The 21,368-nt window shown below is 64.5% G+C and carries 10 protein-coding genes and 3 rRNA genes; 3 read left to right on the top strand and 10 right to left on the bottom strand.

The features are described 5' to 3' along the window. Nucleotides 1-76 precede the first annotated feature (76 nt). Nucleotides 77-1,843, top strand: coding sequence for a hypothetical protein (locus NF557_RS06180; RefSeq protein WP_252622676.1), 1,767 nt, complete (start codon nucleotides 77-79; stop codon nucleotides 1,841-1,843). Then, nucleotides 1,840-2,934 carry a bifunctional glycosyltransferase family 2/GtrA family protein gene (locus NF557_RS06175; RefSeq protein ID WP_252622674.1) on the top strand — a complete coding sequence of 365 codons (1,095 nt, stop codon included), beginning with the start codon at nucleotides 1,840-1,842 and terminating at the stop codon, nucleotides 2,932-2,934. The genes NF557_RS06180 and NF557_RS06175 overlap by 4 nt, the downstream gene beginning before the upstream one ends. A gap of 241 nt (nucleotides 2,935-3,175) precedes the next feature. Here NF557_RS06175 and NF557_RS06170 read toward each other — a convergent pair whose 3' ends face one another. Together NF557_RS06170 and NF557_RS06165 are read right to left on the bottom strand one after the other, a co-directional pair. Continuing rightward, complete coding sequence (locus tag NF557_RS06170) at nucleotides 3,176-5,305, bottom strand: S9 family peptidase (protein WP_252622672.1); 2,130 nt, start codon at nucleotides 5,303-5,305, stop codon at nucleotides 3,176-3,178. Between the two features lie 49 nt (nucleotides 5,306-5,354). Continuing rightward, entirely contained in the window at nucleotides 5,355-6,302 is a 948-nt protein-coding gene (locus tag NF557_RS06165) for a DUF808 domain-containing protein (RefSeq protein WP_252622671.1), read from the bottom strand. 121 nt (nucleotides 6,303-6,423) lie between these two features. On the opposite strand from NF557_RS06165, the gene NF557_RS06160 reads away from it, so the two are divergent. Beyond that, nucleotides 6,424-7,143: an alpha/beta fold hydrolase gene (locus NF557_RS06160; protein WP_252622669.1), complete on the top strand. Its 720-nt coding sequence runs from the start codon at nucleotides 6,424-6,426 to the stop codon at nucleotides 7,141-7,143. A gap of 83 nt (nucleotides 7,144-7,226) precedes the next feature. Here NF557_RS06160 and dnaE read toward each other — a convergent pair whose 3' ends face one another. The 8 genes from dnaE to NF557_RS06120 all read right to left on the bottom strand — a co-directional run bounded on the left by dnaE (nucleotide 7,227) and on the right by NF557_RS06120 (nucleotide 21,339). Beyond that, nucleotides 7,227-12,146 carry a DNA polymerase III subunit alpha gene (gene dnaE, locus NF557_RS06155; RefSeq protein WP_252622667.1) on the bottom strand — a complete coding sequence of 1,640 codons (4,920 nt, stop codon included), beginning with the start codon at nucleotides 12,144-12,146 and terminating at the stop codon, nucleotides 7,227-7,229. 196 nt (nucleotides 12,147-12,342) lie between these two features. Beyond that, nucleotides 12,343-12,459 (bottom strand): 5S ribosomal RNA (rrf, locus tag NF557_RS06150). Between the two features lie 119 nt (nucleotides 12,460-12,578). Beyond that, a 23S ribosomal RNA gene (locus NF557_RS06145) occupies nucleotides 12,579-15,708 on the bottom strand. A 419-nt stretch (nucleotides 15,709-16,127) separates the two neighbouring features. After that, nucleotides 16,128-17,646: ribosomal RNA gene (locus NF557_RS06140) — 16S ribosomal RNA — on the bottom strand. The 16S, 23S and 5S rRNA genes sit together here, the layout of an rRNA operon. A 609-nt stretch (nucleotides 17,647-18,255) precedes the next feature. Beyond that, on the bottom strand, nucleotides 18,256-19,140 hold the full coding sequence (locus tag NF557_RS06135; RefSeq protein ID WP_252622665.1) for an META domain-containing protein: 885 nt from the start codon (nucleotides 19,138-19,140) through the stop codon (nucleotides 18,256-18,258). 15 nt (nucleotides 19,141-19,155) lie between these two features. Further along, nucleotides 19,156-20,109, bottom strand: coding sequence for an RluA family pseudouridine synthase (locus NF557_RS06130; protein ID WP_306238848.1), 954 nt, complete (start codon nucleotides 20,107-20,109; stop codon nucleotides 19,156-19,158). Beyond that, the gene (lspA, locus tag NF557_RS06125) at nucleotides 20,078-20,788 is read right to left on the bottom strand and encodes a signal peptidase II (protein ID WP_252622663.1); all 711 of its coding nucleotides are present in this window, start codon (nucleotides 20,786-20,788) and stop codon (nucleotides 20,078-20,080) included. The genes NF557_RS06130 and lspA overlap by 32 nt, the downstream gene beginning before the upstream one ends. After that, nucleotides 20,761-21,339 (bottom strand): TraR/DksA family transcriptional regulator, encoded by a 579-nt coding sequence (locus NF557_RS06120; protein ID WP_252622661.1) that lies wholly within the window; start codon nucleotides 21,337-21,339, stop codon nucleotides 20,761-20,763. The genes lspA and NF557_RS06120 overlap by 28 nt, the downstream gene beginning before the upstream one ends. Nucleotides 21,340-21,368: the final 29 nt, after the last annotated feature.

The following is a 21,368-nucleotide window of genomic DNA, read 5'->3' as shown; positions in this document are numbered from 1 at the left end:
CAGCGCTTCCCGCAGGCGTCGGGGTGTTGCCGCGACCGGGGGGCCGCCCCGACCGGCCCCTGTAGGAGATTGCCCCATGCTCACCCTGTCGTTGCAGGTCCTCGCCTTCGTGCTGGCCCAGCTGGGGCTGATCGCGTGGACCCGGCGGTTGACCGGCCTGGACGTCGCGTTCGTGCCAGCGCTGGTCTTCTCCGGACAAGGTCTGGTGGTCTTCGCCGGCGGTCTGCTGGGCCTGCTCCCGCAGGCCGCGTGGGGCGTAGTCATCCTGGGCCTGGTGCTGCTGGTGCACGAGGCGTGGCGCGCTCCCGACCTGGTGCTGGGCCTGTTGACCGAACCGGCCATCCTGCTCCTGGCCGGTGCCGCCGCGGTCGGGGCGTGGTATCTGCATGGCCTGCTCTTCACCAGCTATGACAACTTCAGCCACTGGGCCGTCGTGGTGCAGGTCATGCTCACCGAGGGACGCTTCCCGACAGCCGACGATCCGGTCATCGTCTTCCAGGCCTATCCGCTGGGCAGCGCGAGCTTCGTCTATCTGTTCGGGCGCGTCATCTCCCCCGCGGAGCCGGTCCTGATGCTGGCCCAGCAGCTGCTCGGCTTCAGTTATGTCCTGGCCCTGCTGGCCGCCACCCCCCGGCGTCGTCTCGTGGGCGTGGTGGCGATCATCGTCTCCTTCCTGGTGACTACCACCTATGAGATCTTCGTCAACAGCCTCCTGGTGGACACCCTGCTCGGGTTGATGAGCGGCTATCTGATGATCCTGCTGTGGGGCAACCGAGACCGGCTGCCGAGTCTGCTCCTGCCGATCGCGACCGTGCTGGCCTTCCTGGCCGTGACCAAGAACTCGGGTCTGTTCACCGTCGTCGTGGCCACCGTCGCCGTCCCGGTCCTGATCCGATTGAGTATGCCGGCGCGCACGTCCCGCCCGGACGCGCCGGGCAGTCATCGGTCCGGTCGGGGGTTCACCTGGTGGATGCTGCCCGCGCTCCTCGCGCCGTGGGCCGTCCTGCTCTGGTGGAACCGGCACGTGGCCACCACCTTCCCCGAGGGACTGGACTCAAAGCACTCCATGTCGGCCGGCCGGCTCGGCGACGTGCTCGGCGAGAAGTCGGTCGCCGACGTCAAGGTGATCACCAGGTCGTTTGCCACCGAGCTGCTCGGGGACCGGGCCAGCGTGGTGCTGCTGGTCGCCCTAGTGGTCGCGGTCGTGCTGCTGCGTTGGAGCGGGCTGGTCCGCAGGGCGGAGGCGGTGTGGCTCCTCGGCGGAGGCGTGCTCACCTACGGGCTCTATGTCGTGGGCATCCTCGGCATGTTCCTGCTGTCGATGCCACTGAGTGAGGCACTGCGCCTGGCCGGATTCCACCGCTATCTCAGCACCGCCCACCTGGCCTGGCTGATCGTCACCCTCTGGCTGCTGCTGGTCGTGGTCGACCAGGCGGGCAAGGCTGCCCAGCAGGCCCTGGCCGCGGTGACCGGTGCTGGCACGCTGCTCGTGATGAGTTCGTTGGGCTCGGGCGACCTGCTCCCACGCCCGGACGTCTCCGGCTCAGCGCGGGTCAAGGTGGACGCCGCGCTGGCCGCTGCCGACCCGGTCCCACCGGGTGACACGGTCTGCGTCGTGCTCGGTGAGCGGGATTCCGGCTTCCGACGCTATATCGTGCGCTATGCCCTGTTGAGTCCCAATGTCAAGGAAGTCGTCATCAGCCCGGAACAGCAGCCCGAGCCGCCGCAGGAGTGTGCCCACTTCCTGGTGCTCGACGAGTTCCCGGCGATCGACGCCTGGTTGGCCGAGCAGGACATCACCGCGCCCGGACCGACCCCCTATCTCGTGAGCAGCTCCAGATGAGCACCGTCCTGGTCATCCCCAGCCTGCACCCGTCACCGGAGTTCCCCGAGCTGGTGGCGCAGCTGCAGGCCTCGGGCCTGACCGACGTGCTGGTCATCGACGACGGTTCCGGTGCGGCATACGCCCCGGTCTTTGCCGCGATCGCCGCCCGCGAGGGGTGCACCGTCCTGACCCACGAGGAGAATCTCGGCAAGGGCGCTGCGCTCAAGACCGCGATGCGCCATGTCCTGACCCGGCCCGACGTGACCGGCATCGTCACGGCCGACTCGGACGGTCAGCACGGCACCGCCGACATCCTGCGCGTCTCCCAGGAGCTGGACGAGGCCATGCAACAGGACGAACGGGTCTGCGTCCTCGGCGTGCGCGACTTCGACCTGCCGGACCTGCCCGCCAAGAGCCGGCTGGGCAACCACCTGACGACCGGCGTGGTCAAGCTGCTGCTGGGGCGCAACATCCCCGACACCCAGACCGGGCTGCGCGGCTTCTCGCGCCAGCTGCTGCCGGAGCTGCTCGAGGTGCGCGGCACGCGGTTTGAATACGAGATGAACTCGCTGATGTGGATGCTCGGTCACCAGGTGCGGGTCGACGAGGTCCCGATCGAGACGATCTATCACGACCAGGACAACAGCCAGACCCACTTCCGGCCCGTCCAGGACTCGGTGCGCATCTATGGACACCTGTTTGCGCAGGCGGCCGGCTTTGTGCTGACCTCGCTGCTCGGCTTTGTCGTCGACGTGCTGCTCTTTGCCGTCATCATCGACTCGGCGTTCAACGGCGCCTCCCACCTGGGCGCGGTGGCCACCGCCACCGTGGCCGCTCGCATCGTCTCCGCCCTGGTCAACTTCGCGCTCAACCGCAAGCTGGTCTTCCAGTCGCGCGAGAAGGCCTCCAAAGCGCTGGTGCGCTACTTCACGCTGGCCGTGGGCATCCTGGCAGCCTCAGCGGGACTGACCACCGTGGTCGCCTGGCTGCTGCAGGGCCACGTCGTCTGGGCCAAGATCCTGGTCGACAGCTGCCTCTTCGCCGTCAGCTATCTGCTCCAACGACGCTGGGTCTTCGCCCACCCCCGCAGCCGCACCGTCGAGCACTGAGCCACCGCGGGTGGTGACCTCCCGAATGCTGGCCATGGCAGACAAACGGACGGTCAAACTCCGGGCGCCGCAGGTTTGACCTCCCGAATGTTGGCCATGGCAGACAAAGGGGAGGTCAAAACTCGCGAATGCCGGCCCCCACAGGTGTGACCTCCCAAGTGTTGGCCACCGCGGGTTTGACCTCCCGAATGCTGGCCATGGCAGACAAACGGGTGGTCAAAACCGCAGCACCCGTCAAGCGTCAGCCGACGCCGAGCTGGTCCAGCATGAAGGCGAGCTCGAAGGCGGTCTCGCGCCACGCGTCATACCGCCCGGTCTTCCCGCCGTGGCCCGCGACCATCTCGGTCTTCAGCAGGATGGGCCGCTGCGCCTGGTCGGAGGTGACCGTCTCGCGCAGGCGCGCCACCCACTTGGCCGGCTCGACGAAGAAGACGCGGGTGTCGTTGAGCCCGGTGGTGGCCAGGATCGCCGGATAGTCGACCTCGCGGATGTTCTCGTAGGGCGTGTAGCCGCGCATGTAGTCGTAGACCTCGACATGCTCCAGCGGGTTGCCCCACTCCTCCCACTCGCCGACCGTCAGCGGCAGCGACGGGTCCAGGATCGTGGTGAGCGCATCGACGAACGGCACGGCGGCGTGCACGGCCCGGAACTTCTCGGGGGCCAGGTTGAGCACCGCGCCCATCAGCAGGCCACCGGCCGAGCCACCTGCGGCACCCAGCCGGTCAGCCGCGACCCAGCCCGATGACACCAGCTCGTCGGCGCAGGAGACGAAGTCGGTGAAGGTGGTCTTCTTGTGCTCCATGCGGCCCTGCTCATACCACCCCCGCCCCATCTCGCCGCCGCCGCGGATGTGCGCGATGGCATAGACGACGCCGCGGTCGAGGTAGGACAGCCGCGCCACGGAGAAGTAGGGGTCGATCGAGATCTCATAGGAGCCGTAGCCATAGAGCACCCCCGGCGCGGTGCCGTCCGGGCTCACGTCCTTGCGCGCCACCAGCGAGATCGGCACCTGCGTGCCGTCGGCCGCGGTCGCCCACAGCCGGTGCTGCACATACTCCTCGGGGTCGTAGCCGCCGAGCACCGGCTGGCGCTTGAGCAGAGTCAGCTCACCGGTGGCCAGCTCCAGGTCATAGACCGAGCGCGGCGTGACGAGCGACTCGATGACGACCCGCAGCGTCGGCGTGGCGAACTGCGGGTTGGCGCCGACGTCGATGCTGAAGACGACCTCGTCCACCGGCACCTGGTAGCCCTCACCGACCCCGGTCTCACTGGCCGGGTCGAGCGGGAGCACGAGCACCTGGGTCAGCCCCTCGCTGCGCAGCGAGACGGCCAGGTGTGAGGCGAAGGCGTCGATCCCGGAGATCCGGTGCCCGTCACGACCAGGTATGACGGTGCTCCAGTCCGCGGACGAGGTCGAGGTGAGCGGGGCGCGGGCGAGCTCGGAGTCACGGTGGTTCTTGTTGTGCACGATCCAGAGGTCCTCGCCGGCGACCTCCACGGCATACTCCACGCCCTCCTCACGCGGGGCGACCACCCGGAAGTCGCCGAGCGGGTCGGTCACCGGGAGGATCCGGTATTCGGTGGTGTTCTTGGTGCCCAGCCCGATCAGGATGTGCGTCTCGTCGCGGGAGGTCTCCAGTCCCATCCAGAACCGTTCGTCGTCCTCCTGGAAGACGAGCACGTCGGCGGCGGCTTGCTCGGTGGCGCCGTCAGCGCTGACCTCGTGGCGCCACACCTGGAACGGGCGCCAGGCGTCGTCGACGCGGGTGTAGAACAGGTGGCTGCTGCCGGCCGACCAGGCCAGGCCATAGCCGGCACCCTCGATGCCCGGCTCGGTGACCTCTCCGGTCGTCAGGTCCTTGACCCGGACCGTGAACCGCTCCTCGCCACTGGTGTCGACGGAGTAGGCCAGCAGGTTGCCGTCATAGCTCACCTCGAACGCACCGAAGGCCAGGAAGGACTCCCCCTCGGCCTCGGCGTTGCCGTCGAGCATGATCTGCTCGTGCTCCGGAGCCCCCTCTGTCGACAGCTCGGGACGCTGCGGGCTGTCGGCCAGCGCGATGCGGGCGTGGATCGGATACTGCTGCCCGGCGACGGTGCGTGAGTAGTACCACCAGCCGTCGTGCCGCACCGGCACCGACAGGTCGGTCTCCTGGGTGCGGGTCTTGATCTCCTGGAAGACTGACTCCTCAAGGTCGCCCAGGTGGGCGGTGACCGCCTCGGTATAGGCGTTCTCGGCCTCCAGATGCGCGATGACCTCGGGGTTGGTCTTGTCGCGCAGCCACTCGTAGGGGTCACTGACGGACTCGCCGTGGTGCTCGCGGACGTGCTCGATCTTGGCTGCGACGGGAGGGGTGGGGGTTTCAGTCACGGGCCGAGGCTACCTGCCGGGGGTGACGGATCCCAACGAGTGCCGACCGTCAGTGGACAGGGTCTTTGCGACCGATCGGCAGCAGGTGCAGAACAGCCACGAGGATGCCGCCCCAGATCAGTCCGAGCACGGCCGAGGCCAGGGTGTTCGTGAGCCAGGACAGCACGCCGCCGATGGCCGGGATCAGGCCGGCGACGACCTCCTCGGCGCTGTGCACCCAGCCATAGATGAGGTGAAAGCCGAGCTCGTCCATGCCGACCAGGATGATGTGGCCACCGACCCAGAGCATGGCGATGATCCCGACCGACGACAGCACGCTGAGCACGATCGGCATCGCCTTGACCAGTCCGAGGCCAAGCTTGGTGGAGAACTCACTCTCGTTCTCGGCCAGCCGCAGGCCGATGTCGTCCATCTTGATGATCAGGGCGACCGCGCCATAGACCAGCGCCGTGATCCCGATCGCCACCACGACCAGGATGATGGCCCGGCTGACGAACGGTTCCTCCGCGACCTCGTTGAGCGCGATGACCATGATCTCCGCCGACAGGATGAAGTCTGTGGTGATGGCGCCGCGCACCATCTTGTCCTCCGCCTCCGGCCCCTGTTCGACGGCAGGGGTGTCTGGATCACCCTTGGTGTGACCGCTGATCAGCTCATAGACCTTCTCGGCGCCCTCATAGCAGAGATAGCTGCCACCCAGCATGAGGATCGGTGTCAGGGTCCACGGCACGAACTGACTCAGCAGCATGATGGCCGGCAGGATGAAGAGGAGCTTGTTGCGGATCGAGCCGATCGCGATCTTCTTGATGATCGGCAGCTCGCGGGCCGCCTGGGCTCCGGTGACATAGCGCGGCGTGACCGCGGCGTCGTCGATCACGACACCAAGCGACTTGCTCCCAGCGCGACCGGCTGCAGCCGCCACATCGTCGACCGAGGCTGCGGCGATGCGGGCGATCGCAGCGATGTCGTCGAGCAGGGCGACCAGGCCTCCGGCCATCAGCGCACCCCGCCCTGGGCTCGGGCGGTCACCGTCTGCGCGCGTTCTGCATAGGTCGTCACAGAGAGCAAGACTAGACGCTGAGCGGTGCAGACGCGGCCCGTCTGCCTAGGCTGAAGGTGTGAAGGTCCTCCACGCACCGCGACTCGTCCTCGTGCACGGCACCCGAATGGATGCTCGCGAGTGGGCGGCCTATCCGCCCCTGTTGCCCGAGGCAGAGGTCGTCGCGATCGACTTCCCCGGCCACGGCTCACGACTCGGTGAGGAGTTCACCGCCGACGCTGCGGTCGCCTCGATCGCGGCGGCGGTGGAGACCCGCGCACCCGGGCAGGCGGTGGTCCTGGCCGGGCACAGCCTAGGTGGCTATCTGGCCATGCTGTATGCCGCGCGCCACCCGGCCGACCTCGACGCCCTGGTCCTCATCGGGTCCAGTGCCGAACCGGACGGTCCCCTCTCGGGGGTCTATCGACGCTTTGCTGCCCTGCTCCCCCGGGTCGGGGCAGAGCGGATGGCCCGCGTCTCGAACGCGGTGATGCGCCGCTTCGGCACTCCGGAGGAGATGTTGCCGGGCCCGGAGGGCTATGCCGCCCTGCCCGCCGCCTGGCAGGTGGTCTTCGACGAGTGTCGCGCCGACCTGCTCACCGACGTCGCCTGCCCGGTCTTCCTGGTCAACGGCCAGTTTGACCAGATGCGCCTGCACGTGCGGCGCTTCGCCGACGCCGCTCACGACCCGCACGTCGTCACCGTCCCCCGCGCCACCCACTTCCTGCCGATCACCCATGCCGATCAGGTCGCCGACGTGCTGCGCGAGGCGCTGGCGGCCAGCGTCAGCCGAGCCTGAGCGACTCACTGCCGACTGCCGCCTGCCCCGCTCAGCTGCCGAGAGCGGGTGACTGGCTCAGCGGCCGAGAGCCGGTGACTGGCTCAGCTGCCGACAGCCGCCGGCCCGAGCAGTGCCTTGATGTCACCGAAGAACGCCGGTGAGGCCGTCACGCGCAGCGTCGGGTCGAGCCGCAGCAGCACCTGTCGACCCGGCTGCGTGAGCTTGACGTGCACCTCGGTGGAGCCGGGGTGGTCGGCCAGCACCTTGCGCAGGTTGTGGGCCAACCCGTCGGTCGCGCGGGTCAGCGGGAGCGTGACGAGCACCGGGCCGCGCGGCCCCTCCTTGATCTCCGGGATCGTCAGGTCCTGGGCCAGAATCTCGGTGGTGTCCTCGCTGCGCTTGAATCGGCCGCGGATCACGGCGACCGTGTCCGGAGCCAGCATCGTCGAGACGGTCATATAGGACTTCGGGAAGAAGACGCACTCGATCGAGCCGACCAGGTCCTCGAGCATCACCCGGGCATAGGGATCGCCGTTCTTGGTGCGCTTGAGCTGCACCGAGGTCATCAGCCCGGCAACAGTGACGAACTCCCCGTCCTGCGGCCCGTCCTCACTGACGACCGCGCCGATCGTGGCCGTCGCGTTGGCTGTGAGGATGTGCTCGATGCCGTTGAGCGGGTGGTCGGAGACATAGAGCCCGAGATACTCCCGCTCGAAGGCAAGCTTGATCTGCTTCTCCCACTCGATGTCCGGCACCGGCGGCAGGGTGACGATCTGCACGTCCGACTCCTCGCCACCGAAGCCGCCAAAGAGGCTGTCCTGACCGATGGCCTCCTGCTTCTTCTCCTCGGCGAGAGCATCGACATACCGCTCGTGGACGGTGACGAGGCCCTGGCGGGGGTGACCCAGGTCGTCGAACGCACCGCCCTTGATCAGTGACTCGATGGTCCGCTTCTGGCAGACCACGGCCGGACACTTGCGCAGGAAGTCTTCGAACGAGGTGAAGTTGCCCTTGTCGGCGCGTGTCGCCACGACCGCGTCGACGACGTTGGTGCCGACGTTGCGGATCGCGGCCAGCCCGAAGCGGATGTCCTTGCCGACGGCGGCGAAGTTGGCGATCGACTCGTTGACGTCCGGCGGCAGGACCGCAATGCCCATGCGCCGGCACTCGTTGAGATAGAGCGCGGTCTTGTCCTTGTCGTCACGCACGCTGGTGAGCAGCGCGGCCATGTATTCGGCCGGGTAGTTCGCCTTCAGGAAGGCGGTCCAGTAGGAGATGACGCCGTAGGCCGCCGTGTGCGCCTTGTTGAACGCATAGTCAGAGAACGGGACCAGCACGCCCCACAGCGCCGCCACGGAGGCCTCGTTGTAGCCATTGGCCTTCATGCCGTCGGAGAACGGCACGTATTCGGCGTCGAGCACCTCCTTCTTCTTCTTGCCCATCGCCCGCCGCAGGAGGTCGGCGTTGCCGAGCGTGTAGCCCGCCAGCTTCTGCGCGATCTCCATCACCTGCTCCTGGTAGATGCAGTTCGAGAGCACCAGGCCGCTGGAGATGAAGTTGTGGACGTCCTCGACGGTGATGTCATAGACGGGCTCGGAGTCACCGACGGTGATCTCCGTGACGAGGCTCCAGTCCATCGAGGCGTAGAAGCGGTCTTCTGTTGTGCCGATCGCTTCTAGGTACCCTCGAGCTGTCTCGTTGAGCGGGAACCACCCGTCTCCTCCGTCACGGGGAAAGCTCATCTTGGGTGCACGAACCAGCCCAGCACGGTGCAGATGTCTGTGTAGGCCCGCGACTGTTGCTGGGCCATTGCCGATGATGTTTCGCGTTCGGGTGGACAGGCCTGAGTCACGACGCAGGGCGTCACCGGCGTGGACCAACATAAGTTCCCTGTTGAGCCCGCGGCTCTTGGCTGTGCTGGTCCGCCGCGCACGCTCTAAAACCTTGGCCCGTTGCTTCATCGCTGGCACGACAAGTTCCCAGAAGCGATCGTCGTAGACGTGCACAGTCCACGCTGTCTGCGGGCCGAAACGCACGGACTCGTAAGATCCCGCCCACCGCACCGTGCACGGAATGCCCGCCCCGGAGAGCACCTCAGCCACGTCGTCCGCCAGTTGGCGGCTGACCGTCTTGTAGTAGGCGAGTTTGGACCCCACGTGACCGTCGCCGTCCCAGAGCGCTGCGAGAAGCCGGACGCGCACCTCAAGGCTGGCCTGCTTAGCGAGTTCGGGGACAAATTTGTGTGCGGAAGTCGTCTTGCCTGTGAATCCAAGCCTGCGCAGCCACCGATTGATGCCGATGGTCGCGTAAGTCCCGTAGCCTTCGCTCCGTCCCCTACCCGTTCCCGCTGGAGACGCCGCGAACCTGATGCGTGGAGCTCGTCGATCGGGAGTCTCTTCGACGGCAAACGTGTCGTCGAAGAGATCTTCTGCCAGTTGGCCCACGTGGTCGCGCAGCGTCTTGCTCGCGCTAATGAACGTGTTGTCGTACAACGTGATGTAGCCGTCAGACAGCAGATAACCGAGCAGCGCCGCCTCATCCCCGGACATTTGGGATGGTGTCGAAAACTCAGAGGCATCTCTGGGCCGCGCCAGGCGATCCTTGCCCGCGATCAGTTCTCCGGCGGGCACCCAGCCTCGAGGAGTCAGCACCTTGTGGTCCGTCGACAGACGCAGCTGCTGCCCGGAGGCCGTCTGCACGGTCAGGACCGGCTTGGCGGGCATCTCCCACCAGTGCGTGACGCGCCGGCGGACAACGCGGCCTTCCTGGTCAACGCCAAACGTGAAGAACCCGGAGGTGACTCGCTCCGACAACCCGTCAATCCGGACCCGTTCACCGCTGTCCGCATCGACGATCAGGGTGTCTCCCGCAACACACAGGCCATAGGTGGTGCCGAGGATAGGCTCGAGGGCCTCGACCATCTCGGGCTGGAGCTTGCCCTTGAGCTGGGGGTCGAGCGGGACCACCTCCTGCTTGTTGTTCTTGCGCAGGGCGAAGTTGGTGTGTGCGTTGACGCCCATCGGGCCGGGACGATAGAGCGCGAGGGCCGCGGAGATATCCTCGAAGTTGTCGGGCTGCATCAGCCGCAGCAGCTGGCGCATGCCGGAGCCGTCCAGCTGGAAGACCCCGAGGGTGTCGCCGCGGCCGAGCAGCTCGTAGGCCTTGGGGTCGGTCATGTCCTTGGACAGTGCGTCCAGGTCGAGGTCCTCACCGCGGTTGAGCTTCACGTTGGCGATCGCGTCGTCGAGGATCGTCAGGTTGCGCAGACCCAGGAAGTCCATCTTGACCAGACCCAGACGCTCACACGTCGGGTAGTCGAACTGGGTGATGATCTGGCCGTCCTGCTCGCGGCGCATGATGGGGATCACGTCGATCAGCGGCTCGCTGGACATGATGACGCCGGCGGCGTGCACGCCCCACTGCCGCTTCAACCCCTCCAGGCCGGTGGCGGTCTCGAAGACCTGGGCCGCCTCGGGGTCGTTTGCCAGGAGCTCGCGGAACTCTCCTGCCTCGCCATAGCGAGGGTGCTCGGTGTCATGTATGCCGGAGAGCGGGATGTCCTTGCCCATCACCGAGGGAGGCATCGCCTTGGTGAGCCTCTCCCCCATCGCGAACGGGAAGCCCATCACCCGGGCCGCGTCCTTGAGCGCCGCCTTGGCCTTCAGGGTGCCGTAGGTGGCGATCATGGCGACCCGGTCGTCGCCATACTTCTCGGTGACGTAGTGGATGACCTCCGAGCGGCGCCGGTCATCGAAGTCGACGTCGAAGTCGGGCATCGACATGCGCTCCGGGTTGAGGAAGCGCTCGAAGATCAGGCCGTGCGGGATCGGGTCGAGGTCGGTGATGCCCATGGCGTAGGCGCACATCGAGCCGGCGCCTGAGCCACGCCCCGGCCCGACGCGGATCCCCTGGTTCTTGGCCCAGTTGATGAAGTCGGCGACGACAAGGAAGTAGCCCGGGTATCCCTTTCCGAGGATGACCCCGGTTTCGTACTCGGCCTGCTTACGCGCGTAGTCGGGCACGCCCTCGGGGTAGCGGCGGTGCAGGCCGGTCTCGACCTCCTTGACGAACCACGAGGTCTCGTCCTCGCCCTCGGGCACCGGGAAGCGCGGCATGAAGCGCCCCTCGCCCTCGGTGAATGAGACCTCGCAGCGCTCAGCGATCAGCAGCGTGTTGTCGCAGGCCTCGGGCAGCTCGCGCCAGATCTCACGCATCTCCTGCGCGGACTTCAGGTAGTAGCCGTCACCGTCGAACTTGAAGCGGGTCGGGTCCTGCAGCGTGGCCGCGGTCTGGATGCACAGGAGCGCGCTGTGGCTCTGGGCGTCCTCCTTGCGGGTGTAGTGGAGGTCGTTGGTCGCCACCAGCGGCAGATCGAGGTCCTTGGCCAGCTTGAGCAGGTCCGCCCTGGTGCGGCGCTCGATGTCGATGCCGTGGTCCATCAGCTCGAGGAAGTAGTTCTCCTTGCCGAAGATGTCCTGCATCTCGGCGGCGGCCTGGCGCGCCTCGGCATACTGACCAAAACGGAGCCGGGTCTGGACCTCACCGGACGGGCACCCCGTGGTCGCGATGATGCCCTTGCCGTAGGTCTCGAGCAGCTCGCGGTCCATGCGCGGTTTGAAGTAGTAGCCCTCCAGGGAGGCCAGCGAGGCCATCCGGAAGAGGTTGTGCAGGCCATTGTTGTTGCGCGCCCACATCGTCATGTGGGTGTAGGCACCCGAGCCGGAGACGTCGTCGCGGCCACCGTCGCCATACTTCACCCGCGTGCGGTCGCTCCGGTGCGTCCCGGGCGTGACGTAGGCCTCTAGACCGATGATCGGCTTGACGCCGGTCTTGTTGCCCGCGCTCCAGAACTCGTGCGCCCCGAAGATGTAGCCGTGGTCGGTGGTCGCGATCGCGGGCATCCCCAGCTCGGCGGCGCGCTCGAACATGTCCGTGATCCTCGCGGCACCATCGAGCATGGAGTACTCGGTGTGGTTGTGGAGGTGGACGAAGTTGCCTGCGGAGCTGGGTGCGATCGACATCTCGATGATCATAGGTCGCCCCACCGACAGTGCCGAAGCCGGCCAGCTCAGCTGGACACGCGGGTCTTGCGGATCGCCTCGACGCCGTCCGGCTAGGGCGACGTTACGGTGTGCGGCCAGCCTCAGCAAGGTCCGGACATGGCAGTAGCCCCACCCCGTGGACCGTGTGGTCTGGGGTGGGGCTACTGGAGTGTTTGTCCGGCGGTGTCCTACTCTCCCACACCGTCACCAGTGCAGTACCATCGGCGCTGAGAGGCTTAGCTTCCGGGTTCGGTATGTGTCCGGGCGTTTCCCTCTCGCTATGGCCGCCGTAACTCTATGGAGATGTCAAACCATTCATTGGGCCCACCCGGGCACCACTTGTGTGTGGTGCGGGGGTGGGGTTTGTGGTTCGTATCTCGGGAACCACACAGTGGACGCGTGTCATCATTTGTTGTTAAGTTATCGGCTTATTAGTACCGGTCAGCTCCGCACATTGCTGTGCTTCCACGTCCGGCCTATCAACCCAGTAGTCTAGCTGGGAGCCTTCCAGAGTTACCTCTGTGGAAACCTCATCTTGGAGTGTGCTTCCCGCTTAGATGCTTTCAGCGGTTATCACGTCCGAACGTAGCTAATCAGCGGTGCCCTTGGCAGGACAACTGACACACCAGTGGTTCGTCCATCCCGGTCCTCTCGTACTAGGGACAGCTCTCCTCAAGTTTCCAACGCGCGCAGCGGATAGGGACCGAACTGTCTCACGACGTTCTAAACCCAGCTCGCGTACCGCTTTAATGGGCGAACAGCCCAACCCTTGGGACCGACTCCAGCCCCAGGATGCGACGAGCCGACATCGAGGTGCCAAACCATGCCGTCGATATGAGCTCTTGGGCAGGATCAGCCTGTTATCCCCGGGGTACCTTTTATCCGTTGAGCGACGGCGCTTCCACAAGCCACCGTCGGGTCACTAGTCCCGACTTTCGTCTCTGCTCGACATGTCTGTCTCACAGTCAAGCTCCCTTGTGCACTTACACTCGAAACCTGATTGCCAACCAGGCTGAGGGAACCTTTGGGCGCCTCCGTTACTCTTTAGGAGGCAACCGCCCCAGTTAAACTACCCACCAGGCAATGTCCCTGATCCGGATCACGGACCGAGGTTAGATATCCAGAACGACCAGAGTGGTATTTCAACGTTGACTCCACGAACACTGGCGTGCCCGCTTCATAGTCTCCCACCTATCCTACACAAGCCGTACCGAACACCAATACCAAGCTATAGTAAAGGTCCCGGGGTCTTTCCGTCCTGCTGCGCGTAACGAGCATCTTTACTCGTAATGCAATTTCGCCGAGTTCGCGGTTGAGACAGTCGAGAAGTCGTTACGCCATTCGTGCAGGTCGGAACTTACCCGACAAGGAATTTCGCTACCTTAGGATGGTTATAGTTACCACCGCCGTTTACTGGGGCTTAAGTTCAGAGCTTCGCCTTACGGCTAACCCGTCCCCTTAACCTTCCAGCACCGGGCAGGCGTCAGTCCGTATACATCGTCTTGCGACTTCGCACGGACCTGTGTTTTTAGTAAACAGTCGCTTCTCGCTGGTCTCTGCGGCCGTCCCGGCTTCGACACCGCTAGTGTGTCTGACCGGTCGGGCCCCCCTTCTCCCGAAGTTACGGGGGCATTTTGCCGAGTTCCTTAACCACGATTCACTCGATCGCCTTAGTATTCTCTACCTAACCACCTGAGTCGGTTTGGGGTACGGGCGGCTCGAACCTCGCTAGGAACTTTTCTAGGCAGCATAGGATCACCCTCTTCCCGCATACGCGGTCACTATCAAGCCTGGGGCACAAGGGGTGCGGACTTACCTACACCCCGCCTTACACTCTTAGACGTGGACAACCATCGCCACGCGGAGGCTACCTTCCTGCGTCCTTCCATCGCTTACCTACTACAGTCTCGGGTCCCGCGTTCCACACACCCCACGTCCCCCCGAAGGGAAACGCAACGGACGTGTTTCAGGCGGTTAGCATCAACTGATTCGGTATGGGTCGGTTCTTCGCCGGTTCCGGAATATTAACCGGATGTCCATCGACTACGCCTGTCGGCCTCGCCTTAGGTCCCGACTTACCCAGGGCAGATTAGCTTGACCCTGGAACCCTTGGTTATTCGGCGGAGGAGTTTCTCACTCCTCTTTCGCTACTCATGCCTGCATTCTCACTCGTGTGGCATCCACGACTGGATCACTCCGCCGCTTCACTCGCCACACGACGCTCCCCTACCCATCAACACGCCTGGACACCAACCCCGAAAGGATGGTGCCGAGCAAAATGTTAATGCCACAGCTTCGGTGGTGTGCTTGAGCCCCGCTACATTGTCGGCGCGGAATCACTTGACCAGTGAGCTATTACGCACTCTTTAAAGGGTGGCTGCTTCTAAGCCAACCTCCTGGTTGTCACAGCAACTCCACATCCTTTCCCACTTAGCACACGCTTAGGGACCTTAGCTGGTGATCTGGGCTGTTTCCCTCTCGACTACGAAGCTTATCCCCCGCAGTCTCACTGCCACGCTCTCACTTACCGGCATTCGGAGTTTGGCTGACGTCAGTAACCTGGTGAGGCCCATCAGCCATCCAGTAGCTCTACCTCCGGTAAGAAACACGTGACGCTGCACCTAAATGCATTTCGGGGAGAACCAGCTATCACGGAGTTTGATTGGCCTTTCACCCCTACCCACAGCTCATCCCCTCAGTTTTCAACCTAAGTGGGTTCGGTCCTCCACGCCGTCTTACCGGCGCTTCAACCTGGCCATGGGTAGATCACTCCGCTTCGGGTCTAGACCCAGCGACTCAATCGCCCTATTCGGACTCGCTTTCGCTACGGCTTCCCCACACGGGTTAACCTCGCCACTGAGCACTAACTCGCAGGCTCATTCTTCAAAAGGCACGCCGTCACCCCACAAGAGGGCTCCGACGGATTGTATGCACACGGTTTCAGGATCTATTTCACTCCCCTCCCGGGGTACTTTTCACCTTTCCCTCACGGTACTTGTCCGCTATCGGTCACCAGGGAATATTTAGGCTTAGCAGGTGGTCCTGCCAGATTCGTACGGGATTTCTCGGGCCCCGTACTACTTGGGAAACACCCATCAGGAGTCCTCACTGTTTCGGCTACGGGAGTCTCACCCTCTATGCTAGGCCCTTCCAAGCCCTTCGCCTACAACAAGAATTTCTTACTCCTGCCCAACCCGGTAGAGCTGGGGCAAGGGTCCCACGACCCCGAACGTGCAACGCCTACCGGCTAATCACACACGCCCGGTTTAGCCTCATCCGCTTTCGCTCGCCACTACTCACGGAATCACATGTTGTTTTCTCTTCCTGTGGGTACTGAGATGTTTCACTTCCCCACGTTCCCTCTACCCACCCTATATATTCAGGCGGGAGTGACTGGCGATGAAGCCAGCCGGGTTTCCCCATTCGGAAATCCTCGGATCAATGTCTGGTTATCGACTCCCCGAGGCTTATCGCAGATTCCTACGTCCTTCTTCGGTTCCTGGTGCCAAGGCATCCACCATGTGCACTTAAAAACTTAAGCCACAAAGATGCTCGCGTCCACTGTGTAGTTCTCAACATACGAAACGAAACACCCCAGCACCGTCCCCACCAACCCACCACCACAAACCACTCTTGCCGGTTCGCGTACGTGGGCGGTATGGGAACCACCAGGGCCCCGTCACAACCAAGACACCCAACCACCAACCCCCACCCAAAAAGCAGGGGTTGTTGGCCCGATCTCTCAGGACCCAACAACGTGTCACACCCACACCCAGAACCCCTCAACCACCCGTTCCACACCACCACCTCAAGGGTCATGGTCGTACTAGGACTGTCAAGGACCCCAGACTGCAGGCCTATAACCGATGTTCCACCCAGAGCTAGCCCCCACGGAACACTCGTCCGTGCAAGGACCGCTACAAACCCACCCAGCGAGGCCGGGCAGGTTGTGCTCCTTAGAAAGGAGGTGATCCAGCCGCACCTTCCGGTACGGCTACCTTGTTACGACTTAGTCCCAATCACCAGTCCCACCTTCGACGGCTCCCTCCCAAGGGTTGGGCCACCGGCTTCGGGTGTTACCGACTTTCGTGACTTGACGGGCGGTGTGTACAAGGCCCGGGAACGTATTCACCGCAGCGTTGCTGATCTGCGATTACTAGCGACTCCGACTTCATGGGGTCGAGTTGCAGACCCCAATCCGAACTGAGACCAGTTTTTTGGGATTCGCTCCACCTTACGGTATCGCAGCCCTTTGTACTGGCCATTGTAGCATGCGTGAAGCCCAAGACGTAAGGGGCATGATGATTTGACGTCATCCCCACCTTCCTCCGAGTTGACCCCGGCAGTCTCCTATGAGTCCCCACCATCACGTGCTGGCAACATAGAACGAGGGTTGCGCTCGTTGCGGGACTTAACCCAACATCTCACGACACGAGCTGACGACAACCATGCACCACCTGTATACCGACCTTGCGGGGCACCCATCTCTGGATGTTTCCGGTATATGTCAAGCCTTGGTAAGGTTCTTCGCGTTGCATCGAATTAATCCGCATGCTCCGCCGCTTGTGCGGGCCCCCGTCAATTCCTTTGAGTTTTAGCCTTGCGGCCGTACTCCCCAGGCGGGGCGCTTAATGCGTTAGCTGCGGCACGGAACTCGTGGAATGAGTCCCACACCTAGCGCCCAACGTTTACGGCATGGACTACCAGGGTATCTAATCCTGTTCGCTACCCATGCTTTCGCTTCTCAGCGTCAGTTATGGCCCAGAGACCTGCCTTCGCCATCGGTGTTCCTCCTGATATCTGCGCATTCCACCGCTACACCAGGAATTCCAGTCTCCCCTACCATACTCTAGTCTGCCCGTACCCACTGCAGGCTCGGAGTTAAGCCCCGAGTTTTCACAGCAGACGCGACAAACCGCCTACAAGCTCTTTACGCCCAATAATTCCGGACAACGCTCGCACCCTACGTATTACCGCGGCTGCTGGCACGTAGTTAGCCGGTGCTTCTTCTGCAGGTACCGTCACAAAAGCTTCGTCCCTGCTGAAAGAGGTTTACAACCCGAAGGCCGTCATCCCTCACGCGGCGTCGCTGCATCAGGCTTTCGCCCATTGTGCAATATTCCCCACTGCTGCCTCCCGTAGGAGTCTGGGCCGTGTCTCAGTCCCAGTGTGGCCGGTCGCCCTCTCAGGCCGGCTACCCGTCGTCGCCTTGGTAGGCCATTACCCCACCAACAAGCTGATAGGCCGCGAGTCCATCCCCCACCGAAAAACTTTCCACCACCATCCCATGCGGGAAGTAGTCATATCCAGTATTAGCACCGGTTTCCCGGAGTTATCCCAGAGTGAAGGGCAGGTTACTCACGTGTTACTCACCCGTTCGCCACTAATCCACCCAGCAAGCTGGGCTTCATCGTTCGACTTGCATGTGTTAAGCACGCCGCCAGCGTTCGTCCTGAGCCAGGATCAAACTCTCCGTTAAAATCAAACACCCAACCACCCACCCCAAAAAGAGATGAGCAGCCAAGCAAACTTTGACCCAAAGAAGGGCACAATCACTAGCAGAACAAGTCACACTGACTCATCCAACAAAATAATCAAAGAAATCCTTGCCATCAGAACACACCACACACCCACACAAAATGGGCCCATGCCATGCCCCAGGACAGGGTAAAAATTGGCATCGATTACTGACACGCTGTTGAGTTCTCAAAGATCGGACACACACCAACCACCACACCAACAAAACCGCCGGCACAGCGATTGGGGCAACCTGTTTATTCTATCTGAGCCAGTCTCGCTTGTCCAAATCGGCTTCGCTCTGCAAGAGCGGCCTTGGCCAGGTCCATCGGCTCGATCCTCTGCGCGGCAGGGCCGCAGCAGCGAGTCGTTACTGTAGCACCAGGTTTGCGTCGTCACCAACTCCGGTCCAGCCACCCGTCATCGGCAGGACACCCGGTGGCCAGCCGTGCAGGTCAGCGCCCTGAAGGGCCAGATCCTGCGGGCCCAATCGTGGGGGCCTGACCCAGGGTGCCTGACCCAGGGTGCCTGGTCCTGGGGCGCCTGATCCTGAGCGCCTCATCCTGAGCCGTCAGGACGTACTCGCGCCGGTGTCAGCATCAGGCGTAGGCACCGCGACCAGGCCGAGACCAGAGTCGTCACCGTCCAACGTCAAGCGGTCAGCCTCGACGGACACGGTCAGCGTCTGCTGGTCCAGGGCCGAGGTCAGCAGGGCCTCGATCTCCATGGCCGGCTCAGGACAGGCCATGCGCGTGAGGGCGACGGGCCCGATGATGACGGTGTCGCCGTCCAGCTCATAGGTGGCACTCCCCTGGTTGCAGCCGGTGTGCACCTCCAACAGCCCGTCACCGTCAAAGCGCAGCGACGCCTTGTCCATGCCCGTGACGTGCGAGACCGCATCGTTGCCGCGGTGCGACTCAAGCTGCCACGTCGTCCCCTCCAGCGGTCGGTCCGGGTCCGCGACGACCCGGTCGGTCAGCACCAGCTCCGCCTCTTCGCCACTCAGCGTGAGCTCGTCACCGTCGACCCGCACGGTCGGCCCCGCCTCGAGGAACGCGGCCAGCCACTGGTCCTGCTCCATCAACGCCTGCTCGCAGCCCATCTCGGTGCTGCCCATCGCCCCGACGCGGAGGGTCTGCTCCTCCACTGCATAGTCGCCGAACAGAGCGTTGCAGCCGGCGCGCGCCGACAGGGTGGTCGCCTCGAAGGTCAGCTGCACCTGCGAGCCGTCGACCAGCTCGTGCCCACTGGCACCGGTGGACACGAACGTGCGCCCGGCCAGCTCCTCGCCGGTCGAGGCGCTCGGCTCGGGTGCCGCGGATCCGTCACCGGGGGCGGTCTGGTTGGCGCAGGCACTCAGGGCCAGGGCCAACCCGGCGACCAGGACCGGGGTCAGGACCGCGGCACGCAGCAGATCCCTGCCCGTATGACGTGTGGTCGCCACCCTCTGTGCCATGAGGCAAGTCTGCCGTCAGGAGGCGATGCGGTCCAGAGCGATCTGGAGATCCTCGGGATAGGGGCTGTCGAAGCTGACGTAGTCGCCGCTGCCCGGGTGCTCGAAGCCGAGCTTGACCGCGTGCAGCCACTGCCGCTGCAGCCCGAGCTCGCGCGCGAGGCGGGGGTCGGCGCCATAGGTGAGGTCGCCGCAGCACGGGTGCCGCAGCGCCGAGAAGTGCACGCGGATCTGGTGAGTGCGCCCAGTCTCGAGTTGGACCTCCAGCAGGCTCGCCCGCCGGTGGGCCTCGAGCAGCTCGTAGTGCGTGATCGAGTGCCGCCCCTCGGAGCGGACGGCGAAGCGGTAGTCATGCCCCGGGTGCCGCCCGATCGGAGCGTCGATGGTGCCCTCGTGCGGGTCGGGCAGCCCCTGCACCAGCGTGTGATAGGTCTTGTCGACCACCCGGTCGCGGAACGCCTGCTTGAGCACGGTGTAGGCCCGCTCCGACTTGGCCACGACCATCAGTCCGCTGGTGCCGACGTCGAGGCGCTGCACGATCCCCTGCCGCTCGGGCGCACCCGAGGTGGAGATGCGATAGCCCGCCGCGGCCAGTCCCCCGACCACCGTCGGCCCACTCCAGCCGACGCTCGGGTGCGCCGCGACATACGCCGGCTTGTCGACGACGACGATCTCCGTGTCGTCGTGCACGATGCGCATGCCCTCGACCGGCTCGGCGCGCACCTCCAGCTCCTCAGGCTGACGGACCGGCGGCAGCACGACCTCGACCCAGTCACCGGCCTGCAGGCGGTCGGACTTGCCGACGGCTCGGCCACCGATTCTGATGTGGCCCTCGGCGGCCAGGTCGGCGGCGCGGCTGCGGGACAGGCCGAGCAGCCTGGCCAGACCGGCGTCGACCCGCTCACCGTCCAGGCCGTCGGGGACGTTGACGGTGCGCGTCTCAGCCACGACGGTCTCCGTCAGCATCGTCATCGTTGTCCTTGTCGTATGCCGGGGCACCCGGTTCGCGGGACCCGGCACCCTTGTCCTCGTCCGTGTCGTATGCCGGGGCGCCCGGTTCGCGCGACTCGGCACCCTTGTCCTCGCCGTTCTTGGTGTGCCGCGTGCCGTCGGGGTTGATGCCGCGCAGGGCGAGGATGCCGATCAGGACGGCCGCGGAGGTGATGCCGATGTCCGCCACGTTAAAGATCGGGAAGTTGGGCAGCTGGAAGAAGTCGACCACGTGCCCCTTGCCGAACTCCGGGGGGCGGATCAGCCGGTCGGTCAGGTTGCCGACGGCACCGCCGAGGAGCAAGCCCAGCCCCCAGGCCCAGGCCAGGCTGCCCAAGCGCCTGGCGTTCCAGATGATGACGACGCTGACGATGCTCGCCAGGATCGTCAGCAGGCCGGTGGAGCCGGTGCCCATCGAGAAGGCCGCGCCCGAGTTGTAGGTCAGGTGCAGCTGGAAGATCTCACCGACCACCTGGATCGTGGACCCGTCGGAGAGGTGCTCCTCCGCGAGGTTCTTGGTGACCTGGTCGACGACGACCCACACCGCCGCAATGCCCAGCACCAGCCAGAAGAGGGAGCGAGTGACGGGCCGGTGGGTGATGGAGTCCGTGGCGTCGTCCCCGGCCTGGGAGGTCAGCGGCGCTCCTGCTTCTGCTTGCATGTCAGACACAGCGTCGCACGCGGGAAGGCCTGGAGCCGCATCTTGCCGATCGGGTTGCCGCACGACTCGCAGGTGCCATAGACGCCCTCCTCGATCCGCTCGAGCGCGCGCTCGATCTGCTGGAGGAGCTCCCGGGCGTTGTTGGTCAGCGACAGCTCGTGCTCGCGCTCCCAGGTCGCTGAGCCCGCGTCGGCCTGGTCGTCACCTGAGCCCTCGCCACCCTCGCGCATCAGCTCGGCCAGGTCGGCCTCGGCCTCATCGACCTCGGTCTGCAGGCGGTCCCGGTCGGTTTGGAGCTCTGCCTCGACCTCGGCGAGCTCCTCCGTGGTCCACGGGTCCTCCTGCTCGAGCACGGGCAGGGTGGTCACCGACGTGCCGCGCCGCGCTGTCCCCGCAGTGGACTTCCGGGGGGTGGTGGCCTTCTTTGCCGCCGGCTTCTTGGCGGCTGCGGCCTTCTTTGCCGCCGGCTTCCTGGCCGTCGACTTCTGTGCCGTGGTCGACTCAGCATTGGCACCTGCGACGACCTGCTCGGCTCCACCCTTGACTGCCAATGCGACCCCTTAATCGGTGTGGGACTCAA

Source organism: Ornithinimicrobium cryptoxanthini (genome assembly GCF_023923205.1).
GTDB lineage: Bacteria > Actinomycetota > Actinomycetes > Actinomycetales > Dermatophilaceae > Ornithinicoccus > Ornithinicoccus cryptoxanthini.
The sequence above is the reverse complement of the archived record's forward strand: the minus strand, read 5'-3'. Positions and strand labels throughout refer to the sequence as shown.

Excerpts from the sequence above, each read along its gene's own strand:
- NF557_RS06175 (WP_252622674.1), top strand. The coding sequence starts at position 1,840 with ATGAGCACCGTCCTGGTCATCCCCAGCCTGCACCCGTCACCGGAGTTC.
- NF557_RS06130 (WP_306238848.1), bottom strand. The coding sequence starts at position 20,109 with ATGACGATGCTGACGGAGACCGTCGTGGCTGAGACGCGCACCGTCAAC.
- lspA (WP_252622663.1), bottom strand. The coding sequence starts at position 20,788 with ATGCAAGCAGAAGCAGGAGCGCCGCTGACCTCCCAGGCCGGGGACGAC.
- NF557_RS06165 (WP_252622671.1), bottom strand. The coding sequence starts at position 6,302 with ATGGCCGGAGGCCTGGTCGCCCTGCTCGACGACATCGCTGCGATCGCC.
- NF557_RS06180 (WP_252622676.1), top strand. The coding sequence starts at position 77 with ATGCTCACCCTGTCGTTGCAGGTCCTCGCCTTCGTGCTGGCCCAGCTG.
- NF557_RS06135 (WP_252622665.1), bottom strand. The coding sequence starts at position 19,140 with ATGGCACAGAGGGTGGCGACCACACGTCATACGGGCAGGGATCTGCTG.
- dnaE (WP_252622667.1), bottom strand. The coding sequence starts at position 12,146 with ATGTCGATCGCACCCAGCTCCGCAGGCAACTTCGTCCACCTCCACAAC.